The organism is Nocardia amikacinitolerans NBRC 108937 (assembly GCF_001612615.1).
Taxonomy (GTDB): Bacteria; Actinomycetota; Actinomycetes; order Mycobacteriales; family Mycobacteriaceae; genus Nocardia; species Nocardia amikacinitolerans.
The window spans coordinates 243674-264481 of sequence record NZ_BDAU01000019.1; the positions used below are offsets into that span (position 1 = coordinate 243674).

The 20808-nt window shown below is 67.7% G+C and carries 17 protein-coding genes and 1 tRNA gene; 10 read left to right on the plus strand and 8 right to left on the minus strand.

From position 1 onward, the window contains the following. Positions 1–8: 8 nt before the first annotated feature. Positions 9–2927, minus strand: a complete 2919-nt coding sequence (aceE, locus tag NAM01S_RS16400; RefSeq protein WP_067786045.1) for a pyruvate dehydrogenase (acetyl-transferring), homodimeric type — start codon at positions 2925–2927, stop codon at positions 9–11. Positions 2928–3208: 281 nt separating this feature from the next. On the opposite strand from aceE, the gene NAM01S_RS16405 reads away from it, so the two are divergent. The 9 genes from NAM01S_RS16405 to NAM01S_RS16445 all read left to right on the plus strand — a co-directional run bounded on the left by NAM01S_RS16405 (position 3209) and on the right by NAM01S_RS16445 (position 11573). Beyond that, complete coding sequence (locus tag NAM01S_RS16405) at positions 3209–3766, plus strand: Rv2240c family protein (RefSeq protein ID WP_067786047.1); 558 nt, start codon at positions 3209–3211, stop codon at positions 3764–3766. Between the two features lie 117 nt (positions 3767–3883). Further along, positions 3884–4306, plus strand: a complete 423-nt coding sequence (locus NAM01S_RS16410) for a DUF3052 domain-containing protein (protein WP_067786218.1) — start codon at positions 3884–3886, stop codon at positions 4304–4306. 73 nt (positions 4307–4379) lie between these two features. Then, positions 4380–4844, plus strand: a complete 465-nt coding sequence (locus NAM01S_RS16415; RefSeq protein ID WP_067786220.1) for a peroxiredoxin — start codon at positions 4380–4382, stop codon at positions 4842–4844. Between the two features lie 31 nt (positions 4845–4875). Further along, positions 4876–4947 (plus strand) — tRNA-Val (locus NAM01S_RS16420). A 1423-nt stretch (positions 4948–6370) separates the two neighbouring features. Then, a complete protein-coding gene (locus NAM01S_RS16425; protein ID WP_067786048.1) occupies positions 6371–7852 on the plus strand; it encodes a glyceraldehyde-3-phosphate dehydrogenase in 1482 nt (493 codons plus the stop codon). A 228-nt stretch (positions 7853–8080) separates the two neighbouring features. After that, a complete protein-coding gene (locus tag NAM01S_RS16430) occupies positions 8081–8950 on the plus strand; it encodes a metal ABC transporter substrate-binding protein (RefSeq protein ID WP_084483006.1) in 870 nt (289 codons plus the stop codon). Beyond that, positions 8947–9696, plus strand: a complete 750-nt coding sequence (locus NAM01S_RS16435; protein ID WP_067786049.1) for a metal ABC transporter ATP-binding protein — start codon at positions 8947–8949, stop codon at positions 9694–9696. The genes NAM01S_RS16430 and NAM01S_RS16435 overlap by 4 nt, the downstream gene beginning before the upstream one ends. A 1-nt stretch (position 9697) precedes the next feature. Then, complete coding sequence (locus NAM01S_RS16440; protein WP_067786051.1) at positions 9698–10567, plus strand: metal ABC transporter permease; 870 nt, start codon at positions 9698–9700, stop codon at positions 10565–10567. Positions 10568–10829: 262 nt separating this feature from the next. After that, positions 10830–11573: a YwaF family protein gene (locus NAM01S_RS16445; RefSeq protein WP_067786053.1), complete on the plus strand. Its 744-nt coding sequence runs from the start codon at positions 10830–10832 to the stop codon at positions 11571–11573. Between the two features lie 100 nt (positions 11574–11673). Here the strand turns inward: NAM01S_RS16445 and NAM01S_RS16450 are convergent, their stop codons facing one another. From NAM01S_RS16450 to NAM01S_RS16465, 4 genes are all read right to left on the minus strand, one after another. Next, the gene (locus NAM01S_RS16450) at positions 11674–13299 is read right to left on the minus strand and encodes a helix-turn-helix domain-containing protein (RefSeq protein ID WP_067786055.1); all 1626 of its coding nucleotides are present in this window, start codon (positions 13297–13299) and stop codon (positions 11674–11676) included. A 129-nt stretch (positions 13300–13428) separates the two neighbouring features. After that, the gene (locus tag NAM01S_RS16455) at positions 13429–14538 is read right to left on the minus strand and encodes a flavin-containing monooxygenase (protein WP_067786057.1); all 1110 of its coding nucleotides are present in this window, start codon (positions 14536–14538) and stop codon (positions 13429–13431) included. Between the two features lie 199 nt (positions 14539–14737). Beyond that, positions 14738–15274: a DUF3145 domain-containing protein gene (locus NAM01S_RS16460; protein ID WP_067786224.1), complete on the minus strand. Its 537-nt coding sequence runs from the start codon at positions 15272–15274 to the stop codon at positions 14738–14740. Positions 15275–15370: 96 nt separating this feature from the next. Continuing rightward, a complete protein-coding gene (locus NAM01S_RS16465) occupies positions 15371–16201 on the minus strand; it encodes a serine hydrolase domain-containing protein (RefSeq protein ID WP_067786059.1) in 831 nt (276 codons plus the stop codon). A gap of 111 nt (positions 16202–16312) precedes the next feature. Between NAM01S_RS16465 and NAM01S_RS16470 the strand changes: the two genes are divergently transcribed. Next, a complete protein-coding gene (locus NAM01S_RS16470; RefSeq protein WP_067786061.1) occupies positions 16313–17503 on the plus strand; it encodes a serine hydrolase domain-containing protein in 1191 nt (396 codons plus the stop codon). Between the two features lie 247 nt (positions 17504–17750). On the opposite strand, the gene NAM01S_RS16475 is transcribed toward NAM01S_RS16470, so the two are convergent. From NAM01S_RS16475 to NAM01S_RS16485, 3 genes are all read right to left on the minus strand, one after another. Then, the gene (locus NAM01S_RS16475) at positions 17751–18881 is read right to left on the minus strand and encodes an NDMA-dependent alcohol dehydrogenase (protein WP_067786063.1); all 1131 of its coding nucleotides are present in this window, start codon (positions 18879–18881) and stop codon (positions 17751–17753) included. Between the two features lie 146 nt (positions 18882–19027). Further along, positions 19028–19612 (minus strand): DinB family protein, encoded by a 585-nt coding sequence (locus tag NAM01S_RS16480; protein WP_067786065.1) that lies wholly within the window; start codon positions 19610–19612, stop codon positions 19028–19030. Positions 19613–19684: 72 nt separating this feature from the next. Next, positions 19685–20749: a phosphotransferase family protein gene (locus NAM01S_RS16485; protein WP_084482992.1), complete on the minus strand. Its 1065-nt coding sequence runs from the start codon at positions 20747–20749 to the stop codon at positions 19685–19687. Positions 20750–20808 lie beyond the last annotated feature (59 nt).

Here is a 20808-nt window from a genome sequence, read left to right on the forward strand (position 1 = left end):
ATATTCCGCTATGCGAGATCTTCGTCCGAACTCACGGCTGCCTTCGGCGCGGCGTCCACATCATCGATGCGGTACTTCGCGGCCGCTTCCACCGCCTTCGATTCGTCGATCTTGCCCGTCCGCGCCAGCCCTTCCAGCGCCGCGACCGCGATCGACTGCGCGTCCACGTTGAAGACGCGCCGCGCCGCGGGCCGGGTGTCGGAGAAGCCGAAACCGTCCGTGCCGAGGGTGGTGAAGTCGCCGGGCACCCACTTGCGCACCTGATCGGGCACGGCGCGCATCCAGTCGGTTGCGGCGACGTACGGGCCCTCGACCCGCGACAACGCCTCGGTGACGTACGGGACGCCCGGATCCTCGCCCGGCTTGCGCAGCGCCGCGATCTCCTTGGCCAGCGCCTCCTTGCGCAGCTCGCCCCACGACGTCACCGACCAGACATCGGCCTGCACACCCCACTCCTCGGCGAGCAGCGCCTGCGCCCGGAGGCCGTCGGGCACCGTGACGCCGGAGACGAGGATCTGGGCGCGCACGTCGCCCTCGCCCCCGCGCCGGTACAGGTAGATGCCCTTGAGCAGACCGGCGACGTCCAGGCCTTCCGGCTCGGCGGGCTGCTGGTACGGCTCGTTGTAGAGGGTGATGTAGTAGAAGATGTCCTCGCCGCCGAAGGTGTCGGTGTCCGGCCGCTCCATGGGCTCGGTGCCCGGCAGCGCGGCCTGATGCGGCGGCGTCGTACCTCCGCCGTACATCCGGCGCAGGCCGTCGCGCACGATGTGGGCGATCTCGAAGGCGAAGGCCGGATCGTAGGTCACCACAGCGGGATTGGTGGAGGCGAGCAGCAGCGAGTGGCCGTCGTTGTGCTGCAGACCCTCACCGGTCAGCGTGGTTCGCCCGGCGGTAGCTCCGAGGACGAAACCGCGCGCCAACTGGTCCGCGGCGGCCCACAGTCCGTCGCCGGTGCGCTGGAAGCCGAACATCGAGTAGAAGATGTACAGCGGGATCATCGGCTCGCCGTGGGTCGCGTAGGAGGTGCCCGCCGCGGTGAACGACGCCGTCGAACCGGCCTCGTTGATGCCCTCGTGCAGGATCTGCCCGACCGAGCTCTCTTTGTAGGCAAGCATCAATTCCGCGTCGACCGATGTGTACAACTGACCGTTGCGGTTGTAGATCTTCAACGAAGGGAACCACGAGTCCATACCGAAGGTGCGGGCCTCGTCGGGGATGATCGGCACGATCCGCTTGCCGATCTCCTTGTCGCGCAACAACTCCTTCATCAGGCGCACCAGCGCCATCGTGGTGGCCACGTTCTGCTTGCCGGAGCCCTTGCGCACCGAGCGGTACGCCTCGTCGCCCGGAAGTTGCAGCGGCTTCGCCATACTGCGTCGCTCGGGCAGGAACCCGCCGAGCGCCTGGCGCCGATCCAGCATGTACTGGATCTCGCGCGCCTCCATACCCGGGTGGTAGTACGGCGGCAGGTACGGATCCTTCTCCAACTCGGCGTCGGTGATCGGGATCCGCTGCAGATCGCGGAAGTCCTTCAGATCCTGCAACGTCAGCTTCTTCATCTGGTGCGTGGCGTTGCGGCCCTCGAAGTGCTTGCCGAGGGTGTAGCCCTTGATGGTCTTGGCCAGGATGACCGTCGGCTGACCCTTGTGCGCCATCGCGGCGGCGTAGGCGGCGTAGACCTTGCGGTAGTCGTGACCGCCGCGCTTGAGATTCCAGATGTCCTGGTCGGACATGTTCTGCACGAGCGCCTTGGTGCGCGGGTCGCGGCCGAAGAAGTGGTCGCGGACGTAGGCGCCGTCGTTGGCCTTGTAGGTCTGGAAATCACCGTCGGGCGTGGTGTTCATCAGGTTCACCAGCGCGCCGTCGCGGTCGGCGCCGAGCAGCGCGTCCCACTCGCGGCCCCAGATCACCTTGATGACGTTCCAGCCCGCGCCGCGGAAGAACGACTCCAGCTCCTGGATGATCTTGCCGTTGCCGCGCACCGGACCGTCCAGGCGCTGCAGGTTGCAGTTCACCACGAAGGTCAGGTTGTCCAGGCCCTCCATGGCCGCCACGTGCGCGAGGCCGCGCGACTCCGGCTCGTCCATCTCGCCGTCGCCGAGGAACGCCCAGACGTGCTGGTCGGAGGTGTCCTTGATGCCGCGATCGTGCAGGTAGTGGTTGAACCGCGCCTGGTAGATGGCGTTCATCGGGCCGAGGCCCATGGACACCGTCGGGAACTCCCAGAAGTTGTTCAGCAGCCGAGGGTGCGGGTAGGAGGGCAGTCCGTGGCCGAGGCCGCCGTGGCTGTACTCCTGCCGGAATCCGTCGAGCTGGTCGGTGCTGAGCCTGCCCTCCAGGAAGGCGCGCGCGTAGATGCCGGGCGAGGCGTGACCCTGGATGAAGATCTGGTCGCCGCCGCCGGAGTGGTTCTTGCCGCGGAAGAAGTGGTTGAAGCCGACTTCGTACAGCGCCGCCGAGGACGCGTAGGTCGAGATGTGGCCGCCGACGCCGATGCCGGGCCGCTGCGCGCGGTGCACCATGATCGCCGCGTTCCAGCGGATCCAGGCCCGGTAGCGCCGCTCCACCTCTTCGTCGCCGGGGAACCACGGCTCGTTCTCGGTGGGGATGGTGTTGACGTAGTCGGTCGAAGTCAGCGAGGGGATGGCGACCCGGCGCTCACCGGCTCGCTCCAGCAGGCGCAGCATGAGGTAGCGGGCCCGGCCTGGGCCCTCGCGGTCGAGCATTTCGTCGAAGGACTCGAGCCATTCGCTCGTCTCCTCCGGGTCGATGTCCGGCAGGTAGGACGCCACCCCTTCGCGGATCACCCGCACACGTCCACCCGACTGCGGCTGCGAACCGTTCGATTCGCGGCCCGCGGCGGGGGCAGGGGCGGCATTGGTTCCAGCGGATTTCGCTGGAACGGAAGAGTCGATCAGGTCGGTCAAATCTGCTCCTCGTACAGGGGTGGACAAGCTGATGGCGTCTGTTTCCCCGGGCGGGCGCGCTGGTGGGCGGACCACCCGTTACGTAAGGTTCGGGCGCACCCTCCATCCTTGCCGAGGATGCGTCCCAGGTCATCATGTCAGCAGGAAATCCAGTACCGTTTGCAAGAAATGGGTTACTCCCCAGTTGCCCCGGAACGCGCCGGGAACCGGATGTCGCCCAGCTGGCCTGACCACCTGTTTTTCGAATACCGCCGATGGACGAAACAAGAGCGGGGAGGACGATGAAGCTGCTGAACCCACGCGGGTTCGGACTGGTGTGCGCGACCGCCGCGGTCGCGGCCGGATTGACGGTCGCGGGCTGCGCCGACCGGGTGGCGGGCAGCGCCCAGCCGAACACTTCGGAGCTAGCCGCGTACAAGACCGAGGCGGCGGCTTCGTCGGCCGCGGCCACCTCCTCGCGGCGGGCCGCGGCGCAAGCGCAGGCGATCAACGACAACTGCGCGCAGTTTCCCACCACCACCGGCGTCGGCGTGACGACCTACAACGCCTTCGTCGACGCGCACGACTCCAACGCTCCCGACTACGCCGCCAAGCGCGATCTGGCCGCGCAAACCCTCGAGGACGCGGCGACGAAAGTCGAGACCGGAGTGAACACCGCGGCGGGCGCGCTGCCCGACGACCTCGTCGCGAAACTCAACGAATACGTCGCCGCCGCACGCGCGTTGGCCGCGGAGACCCGCACCATGACCTACACCGCGCCGGTCGGTCCGCTCAACGAGGCCAGCAAACGGGTGAACGACGCGCGCAACGCGGTCCGCGACGCGTGCCCGAAACGCTGACGACACGGCGGCCGACGCGACATTCGGTGATCATTTTCGGCCGATCGGCTTGCGCTCGAGCCGATAACCATGTTCGCTTGCAACTATCTATTGTCGGGAGTTGAGGAGGACACCACCGTGGTCGCCGCGGCGGACGCGCAGAACTACGCTCAGAAGCTTGGCATTACACACGGCATGGTTGTCCAGGAGCTGGGCTGGGACGAGGATACCGACGACGACCTGAGGGCTGATGTCGAGGACGCCAGCGGTGGGGAGATGGTCGACGAGGACTCCGACGAGGTGGTCGACGCCGTGCTGCTGTGGTGGCGCGAGGGCGACGGCGATCTCGCCGACGAGCTGATGGAGGTCATCAGCCCGCTCGCCGACGACGGTTTCATCTGGGTCCTCACCCCCAAGACCGGTCAGCCTGGGCACGTCGACCCGAGCGAGATCGCGGAAGCCGCACCCACCGCGGGTCTGACGCAGACCTCGGCGATCAGCCTCGGCGGCTGGACCGGCAGTCGTCTCGTCCAGCCCAAGGCGCCGTCGAAGCAGCGCTGACCCTTTCGCTATGGTTTCGCCGGGCGGTGTTGTCGCCGCCCGGTGGAGACCCGAACCGATGGAGGACTCGCGTATGCCGCTCGAGGTGGGCACCCTCGCGCCGGATTTCACGCTGCGGGATCAGAACAACCAGCACGTCACGCTGTCGGACTATCGCGGCAAGAAGAACGTGCTGATCGTGTTCTACCCGCTGGCGTTCACCGGCATCTGCCAGGGCGAGCTGTGCAAGGTGCGCGACGAGCTGCCCAAGTTCCAGAACGACAACGCCGAGATCCTCGCCATCTCCGTCGGCCCGCCGCCCACCCACAAGATCTGGGCCGCCGAACAGGGCTACACCTTCCCCCTGCTCTCCGACTTCTGGCCGCACGGCGCCATCGCCCAGGCCTACGGCGTCTTCAACGAGAAGTCCGGCTACCCCAACCGCGGCACCTTCGTCGTCGACCGCGACGGCTACATCCGTTTCTCCGAGATGAACGGTCCAGGAGAGCCCCGTGACCAGGCGGCTTGGGAGAAAGCGCTCGCCGCGCTAGATTCATAGACCGTTGCCCGTCGGCCCCGCCGACGGAGACGGGCGTATAGCTCAGCGGTAGAGCACTGGTTTTACACACCAGCGGTCGGGGGTTCGATCCCCTCTGCGCCCACTCCACTCGATGCTCGGCCCATGCCCACGGAGGGCGTGGGCCGATTCTCGTTCCGTCGTGTTTTGTGGGGGCGCAGCCCCCACGCCCCGCCCGGCGGGCTTCGCCCCCGGACCCCCGCCTCGGGCGCGCCTACCCGGAGCCGCATCGCCCCCGGCATCCACCCCTCCCCTGGTCCGCGTACCCAAGCCGCTTCGCCTCCAAGGCCTGCCCGCCTCGGGTTCGCCTGCCAAAGCCGCTCCGCTTCCAGGCCTTCGCACCTCGGGTTTGCCTGCCAAAGTCGCTCCGCTTCCAGGCCTTCGCACCTCGGGTTTGCCTGCCAAAGTCGCTCCGCCCCGGGCCTCCCCACCTCGAGTTCGCCTGCCAAAGCTGCTCCGCCCCCGGGCCTTCGCACCTCGGGTTTGCCTGCCAAAGTCGCTCCGCCCCCGGGCCTCCCCGCCTCGAGTTCTTCTGCCAAAGCCGCTCCGCCCCCGGGCCTTCGCACCTCGGGTTCGCCTGCCAGAGTCGCTCCGCCCGCCGCGCCTCCCCACCTCGGGTTCGCCTGCCAAAGTTGCTCCGCCCCCGGGCCTCCCCACCTCGGGTTCGCCTGCCAAAATTGCTCCCGCCCCCGGGCTGCCCACCTCAGGTTCGCCTGCCAAAGTTGCTCCGGCCCAAGGCCTCCCTGCTTGGGTTCGCCTGCCCGAAGGTCGTTCGGTCCCCCGTGGCCCCGCCTCGGCTCGCCCACCTCGAGCCGCGTCGGCCCGTTCCCTACCTCGGCTCGCCTCGAGGACAGTCGTCCCGAGCCCTTGCTCGCCCACCCGAGTCGTTTCGGGCCCCCGTCTCGGCCGGCACAGCCAAAGCCACTTCGCACCGGCGCCCCCTCGAGACGCTCGACCCCGGACACCCAGCTGGGCTCGCACTCAAAGTCGCTGTTCCCTGGACGTCTACTTCGGTTTCGTGCCCGAAGCCACTTTCCGCCCGGCCACTCCTCTCGCTCGCTCCCAAAGCTGCTGCCTTCCGAGCCTCATCACGAGCTCGCCTGTCCAGGCTTCGGGGCTCGGCCTCGGGTTGCCGGCCGGGGCCACTTCGCCCAGGCTCACCCACTTGACGCCGCTTCATCCCCGACGCCCGCCTCGGCTCGCCCGCGTGACGTCAGTTCTCCCCCGCGCTCGCATTTCGGCTCGCTGATCTCATGCTGCGGCCGGGCTTCGCTTCGAACCAGACGAGCTGGTGTCGCGCGCTGTTCTGTGGCAGCGCAGTGGGTTTCGCCGGACCACCATCCCAGCGGAGCCCGCATCGTGCGTTGCTCTCCTTCCATTGCCCATCGACGCCGACTGTGCTCCGGACCACCCGCTGCTCCTCACAGGGTGGTAGCGGCGGCTTGTGATAGCGCGGGCCTGGCTAGCATCAATCGTCGTACAGATCGAGGGAACCCCGAGGACGCGCGTTGACTACAGACCATCTTGACCGCTGGAACGCTCACGAGGCTTCGGCGGAGGCGATGATTCCGATCATTGGACGGTTGTATCGCGAGAAGGGGGTGACCATCCTCCTGCACAGCCGGTCGCTGGTGAACAAATCGGTGATCAGCATCCTGCGCACGCATCGCTTCGCGCGGCAGATCGAGGGCGAGGAGCTGTCGATCGAGGAGACCCTTCCGTTCCTCGAAGCGCTCAGCCAGTTGGATCTGGGGCCGTCCAAGATCGACCTCGGCCGACTGGTCATGGCGTACCGCAACGACGAGCGTGGACTGTCGATCCCCGAGTTCACGGCCGCGGTGCTGGCCGACATCACCGACGGCAACAAGGCCGAGCCGCAGGGCCCTCGGGACGTGGTCCTCTACGGCTTCGGCCGGATCGGCCGCCTTGTCGCTCGGCTGCTCATCGAGAAGGTCGGCTCCGGCAACGGACTGAACCTGCGGGCCGTTGTGGTGCGCAAGGGCGGCGAGGGCGATCTGGCCAAGCGCGCTTCCCTGCTGCGCCGGGATTCGGTGCACGGCAGTTTCAACGGCACGATCAAGGTCGACGCCGAGAACAACACGATCATCGCGAACGGCAACGTCATCAAGTTCATCTACAGCGATGACCCGACGACGATCGACTACACCGAGTACGGAATCAACGAAGCGATCCTGATCGACAACACCGGCAAGTGGCGCGACCGCAAGGGCCTGTCGCAGCACCTGCGTCCCGGCATCGCGAAGGTCGTCCTGACCGCGCCAGGCAAGGGCGATGTTCCGAACATCGTGCACGGCGTCAACCACCGCGGGCTGGATCTGTCGGAGCAGATCGTCTCGTGCGCTTCCTGCACGACCAACGCGATCGTTCCGCCGCTCAAGGCGATGGACGACGAGTACGGCATCGTCCGCGGTCACGTGGAGACGGTGCACTCGTTCACCAACGACCAGAACCTGCTGGACAACTTCCACAAGGCCGATCGCCGTGGTCGCTCCGCGCCGTTCAACCTGGTGCTCACCGAGACGGGCGCCGCGTCCGCGGTCGCCAAGGCGATGCCGGACTTCAAGGCCAAGATCACCGGCAACTCGATCCGCGTCCCCACGCCGGACGTCTCGGTCGCGATCCTCAACCTGCAGCTCCAGCGGGAGACCACCAGCACCGAGGTGCTCGAGTACCTGCGCCAGGTGTCGCTGTCCGGACCGCTGAGCCGCAACCTCGACTACACCGCGGCCACCGACGTGGTCTCGAGCGATTTCATCGGCTCGCGCGCCGCGTCGATCGTCGACGCCAACGCCACCATCGTCGATGGTGACACCGTGATCCTGTACCTCTGGTACGACAACGAATTCGGCTACTCGTGCCAGGTCGTGCGGACCGTGCAGTACATCTCGGGCATCGAGTACCCGACGTACCCGCAGCTGAGCGCGGCGGCCAGCGCAGGCGAGGTGCCCGCGCTGGCCGACGCCCGGTAGACCCGGGGACAACCGAATACCGAGAGACCGTGCCAGTGAATCTGGCACGGTCTCCGTGTTTTCTCCCCGGATACATCCTGGTCACGCTGTGAAATTGGCATCGTTCGGCAATCTTGAACTTGAAATTTAGGCAACCCGAAACTTATCATTCGGCTTGTGAAGGTCTGGCTCCATCCGTTGTTCCGCACGACTGCTCGCGTGTTCGCCGCTCTGCTCGGCACCGTCGCGATGACCGCGACGCTCGCCGCCTGTGGCGAGTCCGCGAATCGGAACGAAAAGCCGGTGGTGCTCACCACATTCACCGTGCTCGCCGACATCGCGCGCCAAGTCGCGGGTGAGCATCTGACCGTCGAATCGATTACCAAGCCGGGCGCGGAGATTCACGGCTACGAGCCGACCCCCGGCGACGTCCGCCGCGCCTCGACCGCCGATCTCATCGTCGACAACGGCATGAACCTCGAGGCGTGGTTCGCGCAGTTCGTCGAGGACGTCGACGTGAAGCACGTGGTCGTCACCGAGGGCGTGACGCCGATGTCGATCACCGAGGACGCGTATCAGGGCAAGCCGAACCCGCACGCGTGGATGTCTCCGCTGAACGTGAAGATCTACGTGGACAACATGATTCGCGCCTTCAGCGAACTAGCTCCCGACCATGCCGCCGACTTCCGCGCCGCCGGCGCCGCCTACCAGGCCGAGTTGCAGAAGATCCACGACGAACTGGTGAGCACCCTCGCCACGCTGCCGCCCAACGAGCGCGCACTGGTGACCTGCGAGGGCGCGTTCTCCTATCTGGCTCGCGACGCCGGGCTCACCGAGAAGTACATCTGGGCGGTCAATGCCGAACAGCAGGCGACACCGCAGCAGATCACCTCGGCGATCGATTTCGTCCGCGCGAACCGGGTGCCCGCCGTGTTCTGCGAATCGACGGTGTCCGACGCACCCATGCAACGCGTGGTCGAGGCGAGCGGCGCGCGGTTCGGCGGTGTGCTCTACGTCGACTCGCTGTCCGAGGCCGACGGCCCGGTGCCCACGTACCTGGATCTGATCCGGCACGACGTCAAGACCATCACCGCGGCGCTGACTGGAGCTCGGCCATGACACCCAGCATCGAAATCCGTGACGTCACAGTGCATTACGGCGATGTGCTCGCGCTCGACGGCGTCGATCTGACCTTGCGTTCCGGGCGGGTGTGCGGACTCGTCGGCATGAACGGCTCCGGCAAGTCGACGCTGTTCAAGACGATCATGGGCCTGGTGCGACCCGATCGCGGCACGGTACGCATCGGCGGGACCGACCCCGCGGACGCGCGTCGCGCCGGATCGCTCGGCTATGTGCCGCAGAGCGAGGCGGTCGACTGGAGTTTCCCGCTGTCGGTGCGCGATGTCGTGATGACCGGACGCTACGGCCACATGGGTTTCACCCGCCGCCCCCGGCGCGCGGACCGGGAAGCCGTGGCACACGCCCTGGAACGAGTGGAACTGACCGATCTCGCCGACCGTCAGATCGGGCAACTGTCCGGCGGCCAGCGCAAACGCGCCTTCGTGGCGCGCGGAATCGCCCAGGGCGCAACGATTCTGCTGCTCGACGAACCGTTCGCCGGAGTGGACAAGCGCTCCGAGGCCACCATCACCACGCTGCTTCGGGAACTCGCGGCCGACGGCGCAACCATCCTGATCTCCACCCACGACCTGCACGCGCTGCCCGACCTCGCCGACGAATCGGTGCTGCTCATGCGAAAGGTGCTGGCGCACGGCGAGACTCGCGAGGTACTTCGCCCCGAGAAGCTGGCGCTCGCCTTCGGACTCGATGTGCTGGAACGCGATTCACTACCGAAGGCGGGCTGACATGTCGCTCGTGGAGTTCTTCGTCGACCCGCTGCGCTACGAGTTCATGGTCCGGGCGCTGGCCACCACCCTGGTCACCGCCGTCGTGTGCGCGACGCTGTCGTGCTGGCTGGTGCTGATCGGGTGGTCCCTGATGGGTGACGCGGTGTCGCACGCGGTGCTGCCCGGTGTCGTTCTGGCCTATATCGTCGGCGCGCCGTTCGCGGTCGGCGCGGTCGTCTTCGGTTTCCTCGCCGTCGCGCTCATCGGCGTCGTGCGAAATACCAGCCGGGTGAAGGAAGACGCGGCGATCGGCATCGTCTTCACCACCCTGTTCGCCTTCGGGCTCGTCCTGGTCTCGATAACGCCGAGCCAAACCGACCTCAACCACATCATCTTCGGCAACCTGCTCGGCGTGAGCCGCGAGGAGCTCGTCCAGATCGTCATCCTCGGCGTCATCGTGCTCGCCGCACTCGTCCTGAAGCGACGCGACTTCACCCTCTACGCCTTCGACAGCACCCACGCCCACGCCATCGGCCTGCGCCCACGCCTGCTCGGCGCCGCGCTGCTGGCGCTGCTCGCGCTGACCGCGGTCCTCGCGCTCCAAGCGGTCGGAGTCATCCTGGTGGTCGCGATGCTGATCATTCCGGGAGCCACCGCGTATCTGCTCACCGATCGCTTCGGTCGCATGCTGGTGATCGCTCCCACGGTGTCGGCCCTGTGTTCGGTGATCGGGCTGTACGTCAGCTATCACCTGGACACCGCGCCCGGCGGCATGGTTGTCGTGGTGCAGGGCGTCGCGTTCACGCTGGCGTACCTGTTCGCGCCGCGGCAAGGGATCATCGGTCGCCGGATCGCCGCGGCTCGTCGGCGCTCCGCGGTCGCGGCCTGAAGCACCCGCTGTCCGATCAGCGCCGACGGACGCCGCGGCCCGAGTCAACTGCCGTGGCCACGGACCGAGGGCGCGGCCTCGACCAGGGCCGCCGACACGGACCGAGGACACGGCCTGGGTCGCATCCGCTACCAGGCGGACACCGATCGGTTCAGCGGCAATGAGACGGCGCACCACAGTCGAGCCCTCGACCCGCGCCGCGCCGACGCCCCGCTGTCGCGCGACGACCGAATCTCCGCCGCTCCACAACTAAACTGAGCAGGTGGACGCACCCACCGCGCAGCGGGAGTTCTCCGCGTACGGGCTGTCGCATTGGATCGTGCTCGCCGTGTTCGCGGTGGGCGCGGTGCTGGTCGTCGTGCTCGGGCGCACGCAAACCCCTTCCGCCGCACGCCGTTTCAGCCACATGTTCGGCGCGGTGACGTTGGGGACGTATCTGGCGATCTACCTCTCCACGCTGTTTCCGCCCACCCTCGGCCGCTCGGTTCCCCTACGCCTGACCGATCTCGCCACGATCGTCGCCGGCTACGCGCTCCTGACCCACCAACGCTGGGCGTACGCACTGACCTACTACTGGTGCCTCACCCTCAGCACCCAGGCGCTCATCTCACCGGCGCTGGAAAGCCCCGAGTTCCCGCACTACGAGTTCCTCGCCTTCTGGGCGATCCACCTGGCCGTTGTCTGGGCCGCGATCTACCTGACCTGGGGCATCGGAATGCACCCGACCTGGCGCAGCTACTGGTTCGCCGTTGCGGTCACCGTCGTGTGGGTCGCGGTCACCTTCGTCTTCAACACCTTCGCCGACACCAACTACGGCTTCGTCAACCGCAAGCCGTCGACCCCGTCCCTACTCGACGTGCTCGGCCCTTGGCCGTGGTACTGGGGAACAGTGGCCATCATCCTGCTCATCGTGTGGGCTTTGATGACGTGGCCGTGGGTCCGATCCGCGGCGGCGTCGAGGTTGCCCGCTCAGCCGACGACCTCGCCACACACCGAACATGGCTGATTCGCCGGACAAACCTGCTCCGCGTCGCGCGACCACCTGATCTGGGCGCCGAACCAAGCGATAGCGCCCGCGAGGAGTCGACGTTGCCAGGGGGCCGAGTTCAGGTGAGGTTGTGCCGGTAGGCGAACGCGGCCGCGGCGGTGCGTGAGGTGACATCGAGTTTGGTGAAGATGTTGGACAGGTGCCTGGCCACCGTTTTCTCGCTGAGCACCAGTGCCGCGGCGATCTGCGGGTTGGTGCGTCCGGCGGCGACCAGGCGCAGCACCTCGATCTCGCGAACTGTCAGCCCGGCGGGCGCCGAAGGTCCCAGCAGGGTAGACGCCTCGCGTTCGGCGGGAGCGGCGCCGAGCTCCGCGAAAACGTGGCGCGCGGCGCCGAACTCCGTACACGCCGACTCCTCGTCACCGAGTCCGCGCAAGGCCCGGCCGAGGTCGACCCGGCATCGCGCCGTCTCGTAGGGCGCGCCGATATCGGCCCACAGCCGTGCCGCCTGCCGCAGCTCGGGAACCGCGGTAACGTGATCGCCGCGCGCCATCGCGACGCAGCCCGCCGCCCGGGCGGCCATCGCCCGCAGTGCGGCGCAGCCGAATCTCGCGGCGATATCGGCCAATTCGGCGCTCAGTTTCGCGGCTTCCTCCGGCGCGTCCGACGCGAGCAGGACATCGATCGCCGCGGGAAGCACCCGAGAACGGTGCACCGGATCGGGCGCCTCGGCGACCAGCCGCCGCACCGCGGCCAACGCGGCGGCGAGCCGTCCACGGGCCGCCCAAAGCAGGGCCAACCCCGGCTGCGGGTCATGACCGTAACCGACGGCCTCGGCGTAGGCGTCGCCTGCCTCGGCGAGGGCGCCGCGAATGCGCAGCACGTCGCCACGCTCCGCCAGCGCCAGGCCCGCCGGCGCCGTCGTCTCCGCCGCGAGGTAGCGGCGGACCGCGAGCCCGAACTCCTCCAGCGCGGCGTCGTAGGCTCCGTGCATACGCATCAACTGCCCCCGGTGCACGGCACACTGGCCGGTGAACAGCACGAGACCGGGCTGATCGGCGCACCACGTCGTCAACGCCAGAGTCCACTGTTCCGCGCGGACGAAATCGGAGATCTCCTGGCACGCCTCGATCATCGAACAGTAGACGTGTCCGGCGAACAGCGTCGAAACCCCGCCCGCCGCTACGCATACCATCGCCTCGTCCAGCAGCGCGAGGCCGTCGCGCACCCGGTCGGCGTAGATCGCGAGTCTGCCTTGGGAAGACAAGCCCATCGCGATGAGGTCCGGTGCGTCGAATCCGCGGCCGTAGTCGGCGATGCGGTCGGCGCATTCGGCCGCGTCGGCGAACTCGCCCGCGAACAGGTGTCGCAGCATCACCGAGACCAGAACGTAGCCGCGTTCCACGACATCGCCGGGCACATCGTCCAGCAACCGCTGTGCTCGGGCCACCCAGCCGCTGCCGACCGCGGATTCGCCGGTGGTCAGCAAAGTCTGAGCCAGCCAGAACGCGCAGCGCACGGCGGCCAGCGGGTCGCCCTCGTCCAGGTGCACCTGGTAGGCGCGCTGCATGGCCTGGATGCTGTCGTTGGTCCGCCCGGTCAGATAGGCGACGGTGGCGAGCCGGGCGAAATCATCGCCGCGGAACGCGTCCGCATCCGAATCGGACAGCGTCTCGAAGGCCGCCACCCATTCTCGTCGCTCGTACGCCTCCCGAGCCCGCAGCAAGCTGTCGACCACGCCCATCGCACATCACCTGCTACGGAGGATACGCGCTGGTGGGCGATCCGACTCGCGGGACGGACCGTCCGGGAGCAGAGCGGCGGCCCGGACCCGATCCATCCAGGTGGACGGGCGGCACCTGACCCACAACAGTCAAGCGGCCGCGCCGACCAACGGCGCATCTTTCGCCCGCGCCACGATCTGGCGCGCGATGTACTCGGCGTCGCGGCCGACGCCGGGAAGGAGCATCGAGGTGAAGGCGTACTGGAAGCTCAGCCCGCAAAAGAACAGTCCGGGCGCATCGTCGACCACGCCCCGATACTCCTTCGGCCAGCCGTCCGCGCCGATGCCCGGCACCTCCATCCAATCGAAAGCCTGACGGAATCCCGTGGCCCACACGATGTTCCGCACATCGAGCACGGTGCCGTCGGCGAGTTCCGGACGGCCGCCGCGCACCCCTTGCACGCGCTGGGTGGTCCGCTGGACACCGCGCTCGGCGAGATCGGAGCGCTTGACCCGTAGCATCGGTCCGCCGTGATGGCGCACCTCCGGCATCTGCTTCCGGCCGATCGGCGTCCGCCTGGTGACCACATGCCGCCACAGGAACACCAAGATCGGCAGCCCGAACCTGATCGCGCGGGAGTTCCAGCGCAGCGGAATCTGACCGCAGTCCCGGCCGCACAGGATCGTCGGGTGGGTGGCGGCGAGTTCATAGGCGATGTCGGTGCCCGAATGCGATGCGCCGACCACCAGCACCGGTCCGCTGCTCAGCTGGCTCGGGCGACGGTATTCGCTCGAATGCAGTTGAGTGATCGAAGGATCCATCGCGGCGGCGAACTCCGGCACATTGGGCGTGCGCCCGAAGGTTCCCGTCGCGACGACGACGTTGTCGCAGCCGATGACGTCGGCACCGAGGTGCGCGAGGTAGCCGCCGCCCTCGCGGGCGGACAACCGGTCGACGCCTGTGTTCATCCGCACCGGCAGATCCCAGTGCAGGGCGTACTGCTCGAGATAGGCGGCCACATCGTCCTTGCCCGGATAACCCCAGCCGTCGGCCGCGGGAAACGGGAGCCCGGGTAGACCGTTGTATTTCGCCGGGGTGTAGAGCCGCAGGGAGTCGTAGTGTCGCCGCCAGTTGTCCCCGATGCGCTCGTTGCGGTCGACGATGAGGAACGGCCGTCCCGCCCGCCGCAACGCGCTACCCGTCGACAACCCCGCCTGCCCGGCCCCGATGATGAGCGTCTCGATGTGCTGGATGGTCATGTCGTCCTCCTGACCCGATGGTTACCAGGATTCCGACGCTAGGCGGCCGCCGCGTGACGTCGCATCGGGCGAACTGCCCATGTGGCGAATGCGCATACTGGGTCGATTCGCGTACCGCTGAAGATCGACCGCCATTCGATGTGGCCTGCATGCGTACGTCGATCGACATGACCATGTCGCCGAGGAGTCCGCCCGCGGCTCACCCCACGTCGCGGCGCAACCAGGTGACCTCGGCACCAACCCCGCCGTCGCCGGAGCGGAAGACTTCCAGATCCTCGTCCCAGGCCGTCCCCAGTGCGCGATCGATTTCGGAGGCCAGGTCGTAGGCGGAGTACTTGCTTAGTTCTCGCGCCGCTTGGAGCATCGATCGCAGACGCATTTCGCCAAGTGTCACATCACCATTGGCACTGGTCGACCCGTGCCAGAGTCCAAGGCCGGGCACGAAGCTGTACCGCTCGCCGTCGACCCCATCGCTCGGGTCCTCGGTGACCTCGAATCGGAGCACCGGCCAAGACCGCAACGATTGGGCGATTCGGGCGGCGGTGCCTACGGGGCCGATCCAGTCGCTGGTCGCGCGCAGTTGTCCGTCGGCCGGTTGGGTGGTCCAGCGCAGTTTGGCCGGGGAACCGAGGGCCGAGGTGAGCGCCCACTCGACGTGTGGGCACAGCGCGGCGGGCGACGAGTGGATCCACACCACACCCGCCGTCGCGTCCGCGAACTGACTCGATGCGCGCACCACCGATACCTCCAGCTTTCGACGAGGGACGTCTTCCCCAACGACTCGTCCAGCTGGCGTTGCCTGAGTGTACTGGAGTGCCCGAAGTTACGTATGTTACTTCGCGACCGTGTTGCTTGCGAGTCTCGCTTCGGCGATCACCGCGTCACTCAGTACCGGCCACACCTCCCGTGCCCAGTCGCCGAAATTCTCGTCCGCCAACGCGACACACGCCACTCCAATTTCCGGATCGACCCACAGGAAGGTGCCGGACTGGCCGAAATGCCCATAGGTACGCGGGGAGTTCGCTCCGCCGGTCCAGTGCGGGGATTTCGCGTCGCGGATTTCGAATCCGAGTCCCCAGTCGTTGGGGCGCTTCGAGCCGTATCCGGGCAGGATGCCGTTCACGCCGGGGTATTGCACGGTGGTGGCGTCGGCGTGGGTCTCGGCCGAGATCAACCGCGGGTTCAGCAGTTCGGCGGCGAACAGCAGCAGGTCCGCCACCGAGGACTTGCACGCGTGTCCGGCGGGTCCGGTGAGCACCGAGGATTTCATGCCGAGCGGTTCGAACACCGCGTCCCGCAGGTATTCGTCGAACGCGATTCCGGTCTGGTCCGCGACGAATTCGGCGAGCACCTCGAAGCCGGAACTCGAATAGATGCGGCGCGCTCCCGGCTCGGCGAGCACGTCGGTGGTGTCGAAGGCGAGTCCGGAGGTGTGCGCGAGCAGATGCCGGACGGTTGCTCCGGGCGGGCCCGCGGGTTGGTCGAGCTCGATCGCGCCCTCCTCCACCGCGACGAGCACCGCGTAGGCGACCAGCGGCTTGGTCACCGAGGCGAGCGGGAAGACGCGCTCGGCGTCGCCCTGCGATACCGCGCCCGCGCCGGTGACCACACCGGCCGCCGCGTGTCGAACCGGCCAGTCCTGAATCTGCTCGAGTGCGCGCACGAAAACGAGCCTACGAGACCGCGGCGGCGCGGTAGTACCGCCACCGGAAATCGATCCGATGAATGGGAGCCCTAGGGGAGATATCGGTACCGCCGGTACCATCGAGCCACTATGAACGAACCCACGATCCACGGCGAGGTGGCACCCGGCTTCGGTCCGGTCGCCGACGCGTTCCGCCGCAATTTCTCCCGGCACGGCGAAATCGGCGCGGCCGTAGCGGTTTTCGCGGGCAATCGCCCCGTCGTCGATCTGTGGGCCGGATACCGGGACCAGCGCCGCACCCAGCCGTGGGAGCAGGACACCATCGCGCCGGTCTTCTCCTCGACCAAGGGCATGGCGGCGTTCGTGGTCGCGGCCGCCGTGTCGAAGGGTCTCCTCGACTACGAGAAGCCGGTCGCCGACTACTGGCCGGAGTTCGCCGCGAACGGCAAGGGCGCGATCACGGTACGCCAGCTCATCGATCATCAGGCGGGCCTGCATGGACTCGACACCGTGGTGAAACTCGCCCAGATCGCCGATCTGGACGGGCTCGCGAAAATCCTCGCGGCGCAGAAGCCCGCGTGGGAGCCCGGCACCCGGCACGGCTATCACGCGATCACGCTCGGTCTCTACCAGGGTGAACTGGTGCGCCGCGTCGATCCGCATGGCCGCACCCTCGGCCGCGTCTTCGCCGAGGACATCGCCGGGCCGCTCGGCCTGGACTTCTTCATCGGCCTGCCCGCCGACGAGCCGATCGAGCGCGTCGCCGTGCTCTCGGCCACCAAGGGCCTGGACATCCTGCGCTACGAGCGCGACCTGCCGCTGCGCATCGGCGCCGAGATCTTCTTGGAGCGCGGGCATGCCCATGCGGCGCTGACCAATCCGCGGTGCGGCGCACCCGCCAGAGCGGCCCGCCGCGAATTCCTCGAGGTCGAGCTGCCCGCGTCCAACGGCGTGGGCAACGCCCGCTCGCTGGCCAAGGTCTACGGCGCGGCCGCGGCGTGCACCGGCGCGCTGCCCATCGCAGACGACCTGCTCGAGCTGCTCGCCGCCGCCGACACCGCCGACGACGTGCCCGCCGAGGATCTGGTGCTGCACACCAAGAGCCGCTACCACCTCGGCTTCCGCAAGTCCCGCGGTTCGTTCCGATTCGGCTCCGACAAACGCGCCTACGGCACCACGGGTCTCGGCGGCTCCTTCGGATTCGCCGATCCGAGCACGGGTCTCGGTTTCGGCTACACCATGAATCGCCTCGGCATGGCCGTCCTCGACGACGTGCGCAGCCGCAATCTCCGCGAGGCTTTGTTGCGCTGCAAGATCTGATCGTCCGCACTCGGCACGCGGGACCGAGCACCGACGACACCAACGTCGACTCGGTATGCGGCACCGCGAGAATCCGCGAGGTCATCCACCGGCGACAGCGGAACGTCGGCCTGTCCGATCTCGCGGGGCGACACGGCTTTCCGCGGATCCCATAGAGAAGGACGGTGAAGTCCCCGCTCGGCGAACCGATCCCGGACCTGGTCCCCCCAGCACACGGTCCGGCTCGCCGAGCGGGTCGGCCGACGATCTACCAGTCGTTCTCGGTGTAGCGGATGATGCCGCGAATGTTCTTGCCGTCCAACATGTCCTGGTAGCCCTGGTTGATCTCCTCCAGCTTGTAGCTGCGGGTCACCATGTCGTCCAGGTTGAGCTGGCCGGACTTGTACAGCGCGAGCAGGCGCGGCGCGTCCTGGCGGGCGTTGCCGCCGCCGAAGATGCAGCCCTTCACCGTCTTCTGCAGCATGGACAGCAGGAAGCTGTTCATCTTCACCTCGCCCGCGTCCATGCGGCCCATGGAGGTGACCACCAGGGTGCCCGCCTTCGCGGTGAGGATCAGGCCCTCTTCGATGTAGTCGCCGTGCATTTCGCCCATGGTGAGAATGACCTTCTCGGCCATCCGTCCCTCGGTGGCGTCCATCAGCGGCATGATCGCCTCGGCCATGCTCGCGTAGGTGTGGGTGGCGCCGAACTTCTGCGCCTGCTCCCGCTTCCACGGGTTCGGGTCGATGGCGACGACCTTGGACGCGCCGGAGAGCACCGCGCCCTGCAGCGCGCTCATGCCGACGCCGCCGATGCCCGCGATCACCACGGTCTCACCGGGCATCACGTTGGCCACGTGGGTCGAGGAGCCGAAACCTGTCGGCACGCCGCAGCCGACCAGGCAGGCCACCTCGAACGGGATGGTCGGGTCGATCTTCACCACCGAGGTGTGGTGCACGGTCATGTACGGCGCGAAGGTGCCGAGCAGGCACATCGGGATGACGTTCTGGCCGCGCGCCTGGATGCGATAGGTGCCGTCGCTGATCGCCTGGCCGAGCAGCAGACCCGCGCCGAGGTCGCAGAGGGCCATGTTGCCCGAGACGCAGGCCGGACAGCGACCGCAGGCCGGGATGAAGGACAGGATGACGTGGTCGCCGACCTGAAGGTCGCTCGGCACGTTCGGGCCGAGCTTGGTGATCACGCCCGCGCCTTCGTGGCCGCCCATCACGGGGAAGGCGGGCATCGGTGTCGCACCGGTGACGATGTGGTGATCCGAGTGGCACATACCGGCGGTTTCCATCCGGATCTGCACCTCGCCGGCGACCGGGTCACCGATCTCGATCTCTTCCACCGACCACGGCTCGTCGATCCCCCACAGGATCGCGCCCTTCGTCTTCATTCCTGTCGACCTCTCGCGTGCACAGTGCTTCAATGTGACTGCACCCACAGTACGAGAAAAGTGGAACGCGTTCTAGTACTGATCGGGAAATTCATCGGTGCGGCTCGGCGCGATGCCCGAACACGTTCTAGAATTGGAACTCGTTTTCAGCCGCGCACGTCGTGCACGTGATGGACGAGGTCGTGCACGAAGTACTTCGCCAACGAGTCGACGGTGAAGATCGACCCGTCGCTACGCCGCACCCGCAAACCGCGATCCGCCGCGGGCACCACTTCGAACGCCCGCGCCGCCGCCTCGGCCGCCAGCGCCAGTTCACCCGAGACCGCGACGGACTCCTGCGCGTCGTAGCGGTCGGCGATCGCGGTCGCGTCCTGATCCCAATTCGAGAAGACCGGCAAGCCGTCCGGCGTCTCCTCCGGGGTGAGCCCACGCGCGTCGAAGGCGGGCACCCGCGGATCGACGGCGGCGGTGCGGGCGGTGACGGCGGCGCGATAGGCGAAGATCCGGCACACGTCGCGCACGTGGGCCGCGTACTCCAGCGGCGACCAGGTCGACTCGTCCGGGCGCCGCCGAGCATCGGGACGTCCGAGCGCCGCGCGCAACCGGTCGGCGCTCTCGCGCGCCAACGTCGGCACCTGCTCGTAGCCGGTGGCGGCGGCGTCGAAACCGCATTCGGGGCAGGCGCGCTCCAGCACCCAGGTCCAGTTCTTCACGTCGGGAACGATCGGCATGCGTCGAAACTAGAGCTGGCCGTATATGGATTTCCACCCATATACGGCCAGGTTTCGTCGAGATCCGGTCCGTCACTCCATCAGGCGCTGCGCCCGCTCGAACAGCTCCAGGGTGATGGCGTGCAGGAAGTCGCCGACCTGCTTGGGCGCCTTGCCCGCGAAGGCGCGCGCGTGCGTGCCCTCCAGCACGATGCCCAGCTTGAAGCAGGCGAGCACGGTGTACCAGGTGACGTGGCTCAGGTCGCGATCGGAGAACCGGCCGTAGTGCTCGACCATCTCCTCCGGCGTCGGCAGCCCGCCGACGGCGCCCAGTTTGCCGACCAGCGCCGCTCCGGTGGTGCCGGGCTCCGGCCGGGTCGCGATCTGCCAGCCCAGGTCGAGCAGCGGATCGCCGATGGTCGACATCTCCCAGTCCACCATCGCGGCCACTTCGGGGCCCTCGTAGGAGAACATCATGTTGGCCAGGTGACAGTCGCCGTGCAGGATGCCCGGCGTCCACTCGGCGGGCCGGTTGCGATCCAGCCACTCCCCGACCTGCCGCACGCCGGGAATCTCCGGTCCGGGGTAACCCTCGTTGGCCGAATAGGATTCGAGCTCGCCGAGCCAGCGCGGCACCTGGCGCTCCAGGAATCCCTCGGGCTTGCCGTAGTCGGTCAGGCCGAGCGCTTTGTAGTCGAGCGCGCCGAGCCGGGCGATGGCCTCCACCGCGGACAAGCCCATCTGCCGCCGAATCTCGGGGTCCTTCGCGTGCAACTCGGGCAGTTCGTTCTGCGGGTTGAAGCCGACGATCGGCTCCATCAGATAGAAGACCGCGCCGATGACCGACTCGTCGGCGCAGGCGGCGATGACCTCGGGCGCGCGCACGCCCGCACCGCTGAGCGCGCCGAGCAGCCGCGCCTCCCGACGAATGACGTCGTTGCTCTTGGCGCGCAGATGCTTCGGTCCGCGCCGCAGCACGTAGTCCCGGCCGCCGCGACGGAACCGCAACATGATGTTCTGTGTGCCGCCGCCGAGCGAAGTCACCTCCTCGAACGCGCCGCCGGGCAGGCCCTGTTCTTCCATCCATTTCCCGACGATCGCGAAATCGACGACGTCGCGATCCACTTCGACCGGTTGCGCAACAGACATGCCCCACATTCTGCACCACCCGTCCACACCAACTGAAGGCACATGACCACAGTTCGTGCCGCGCCGCC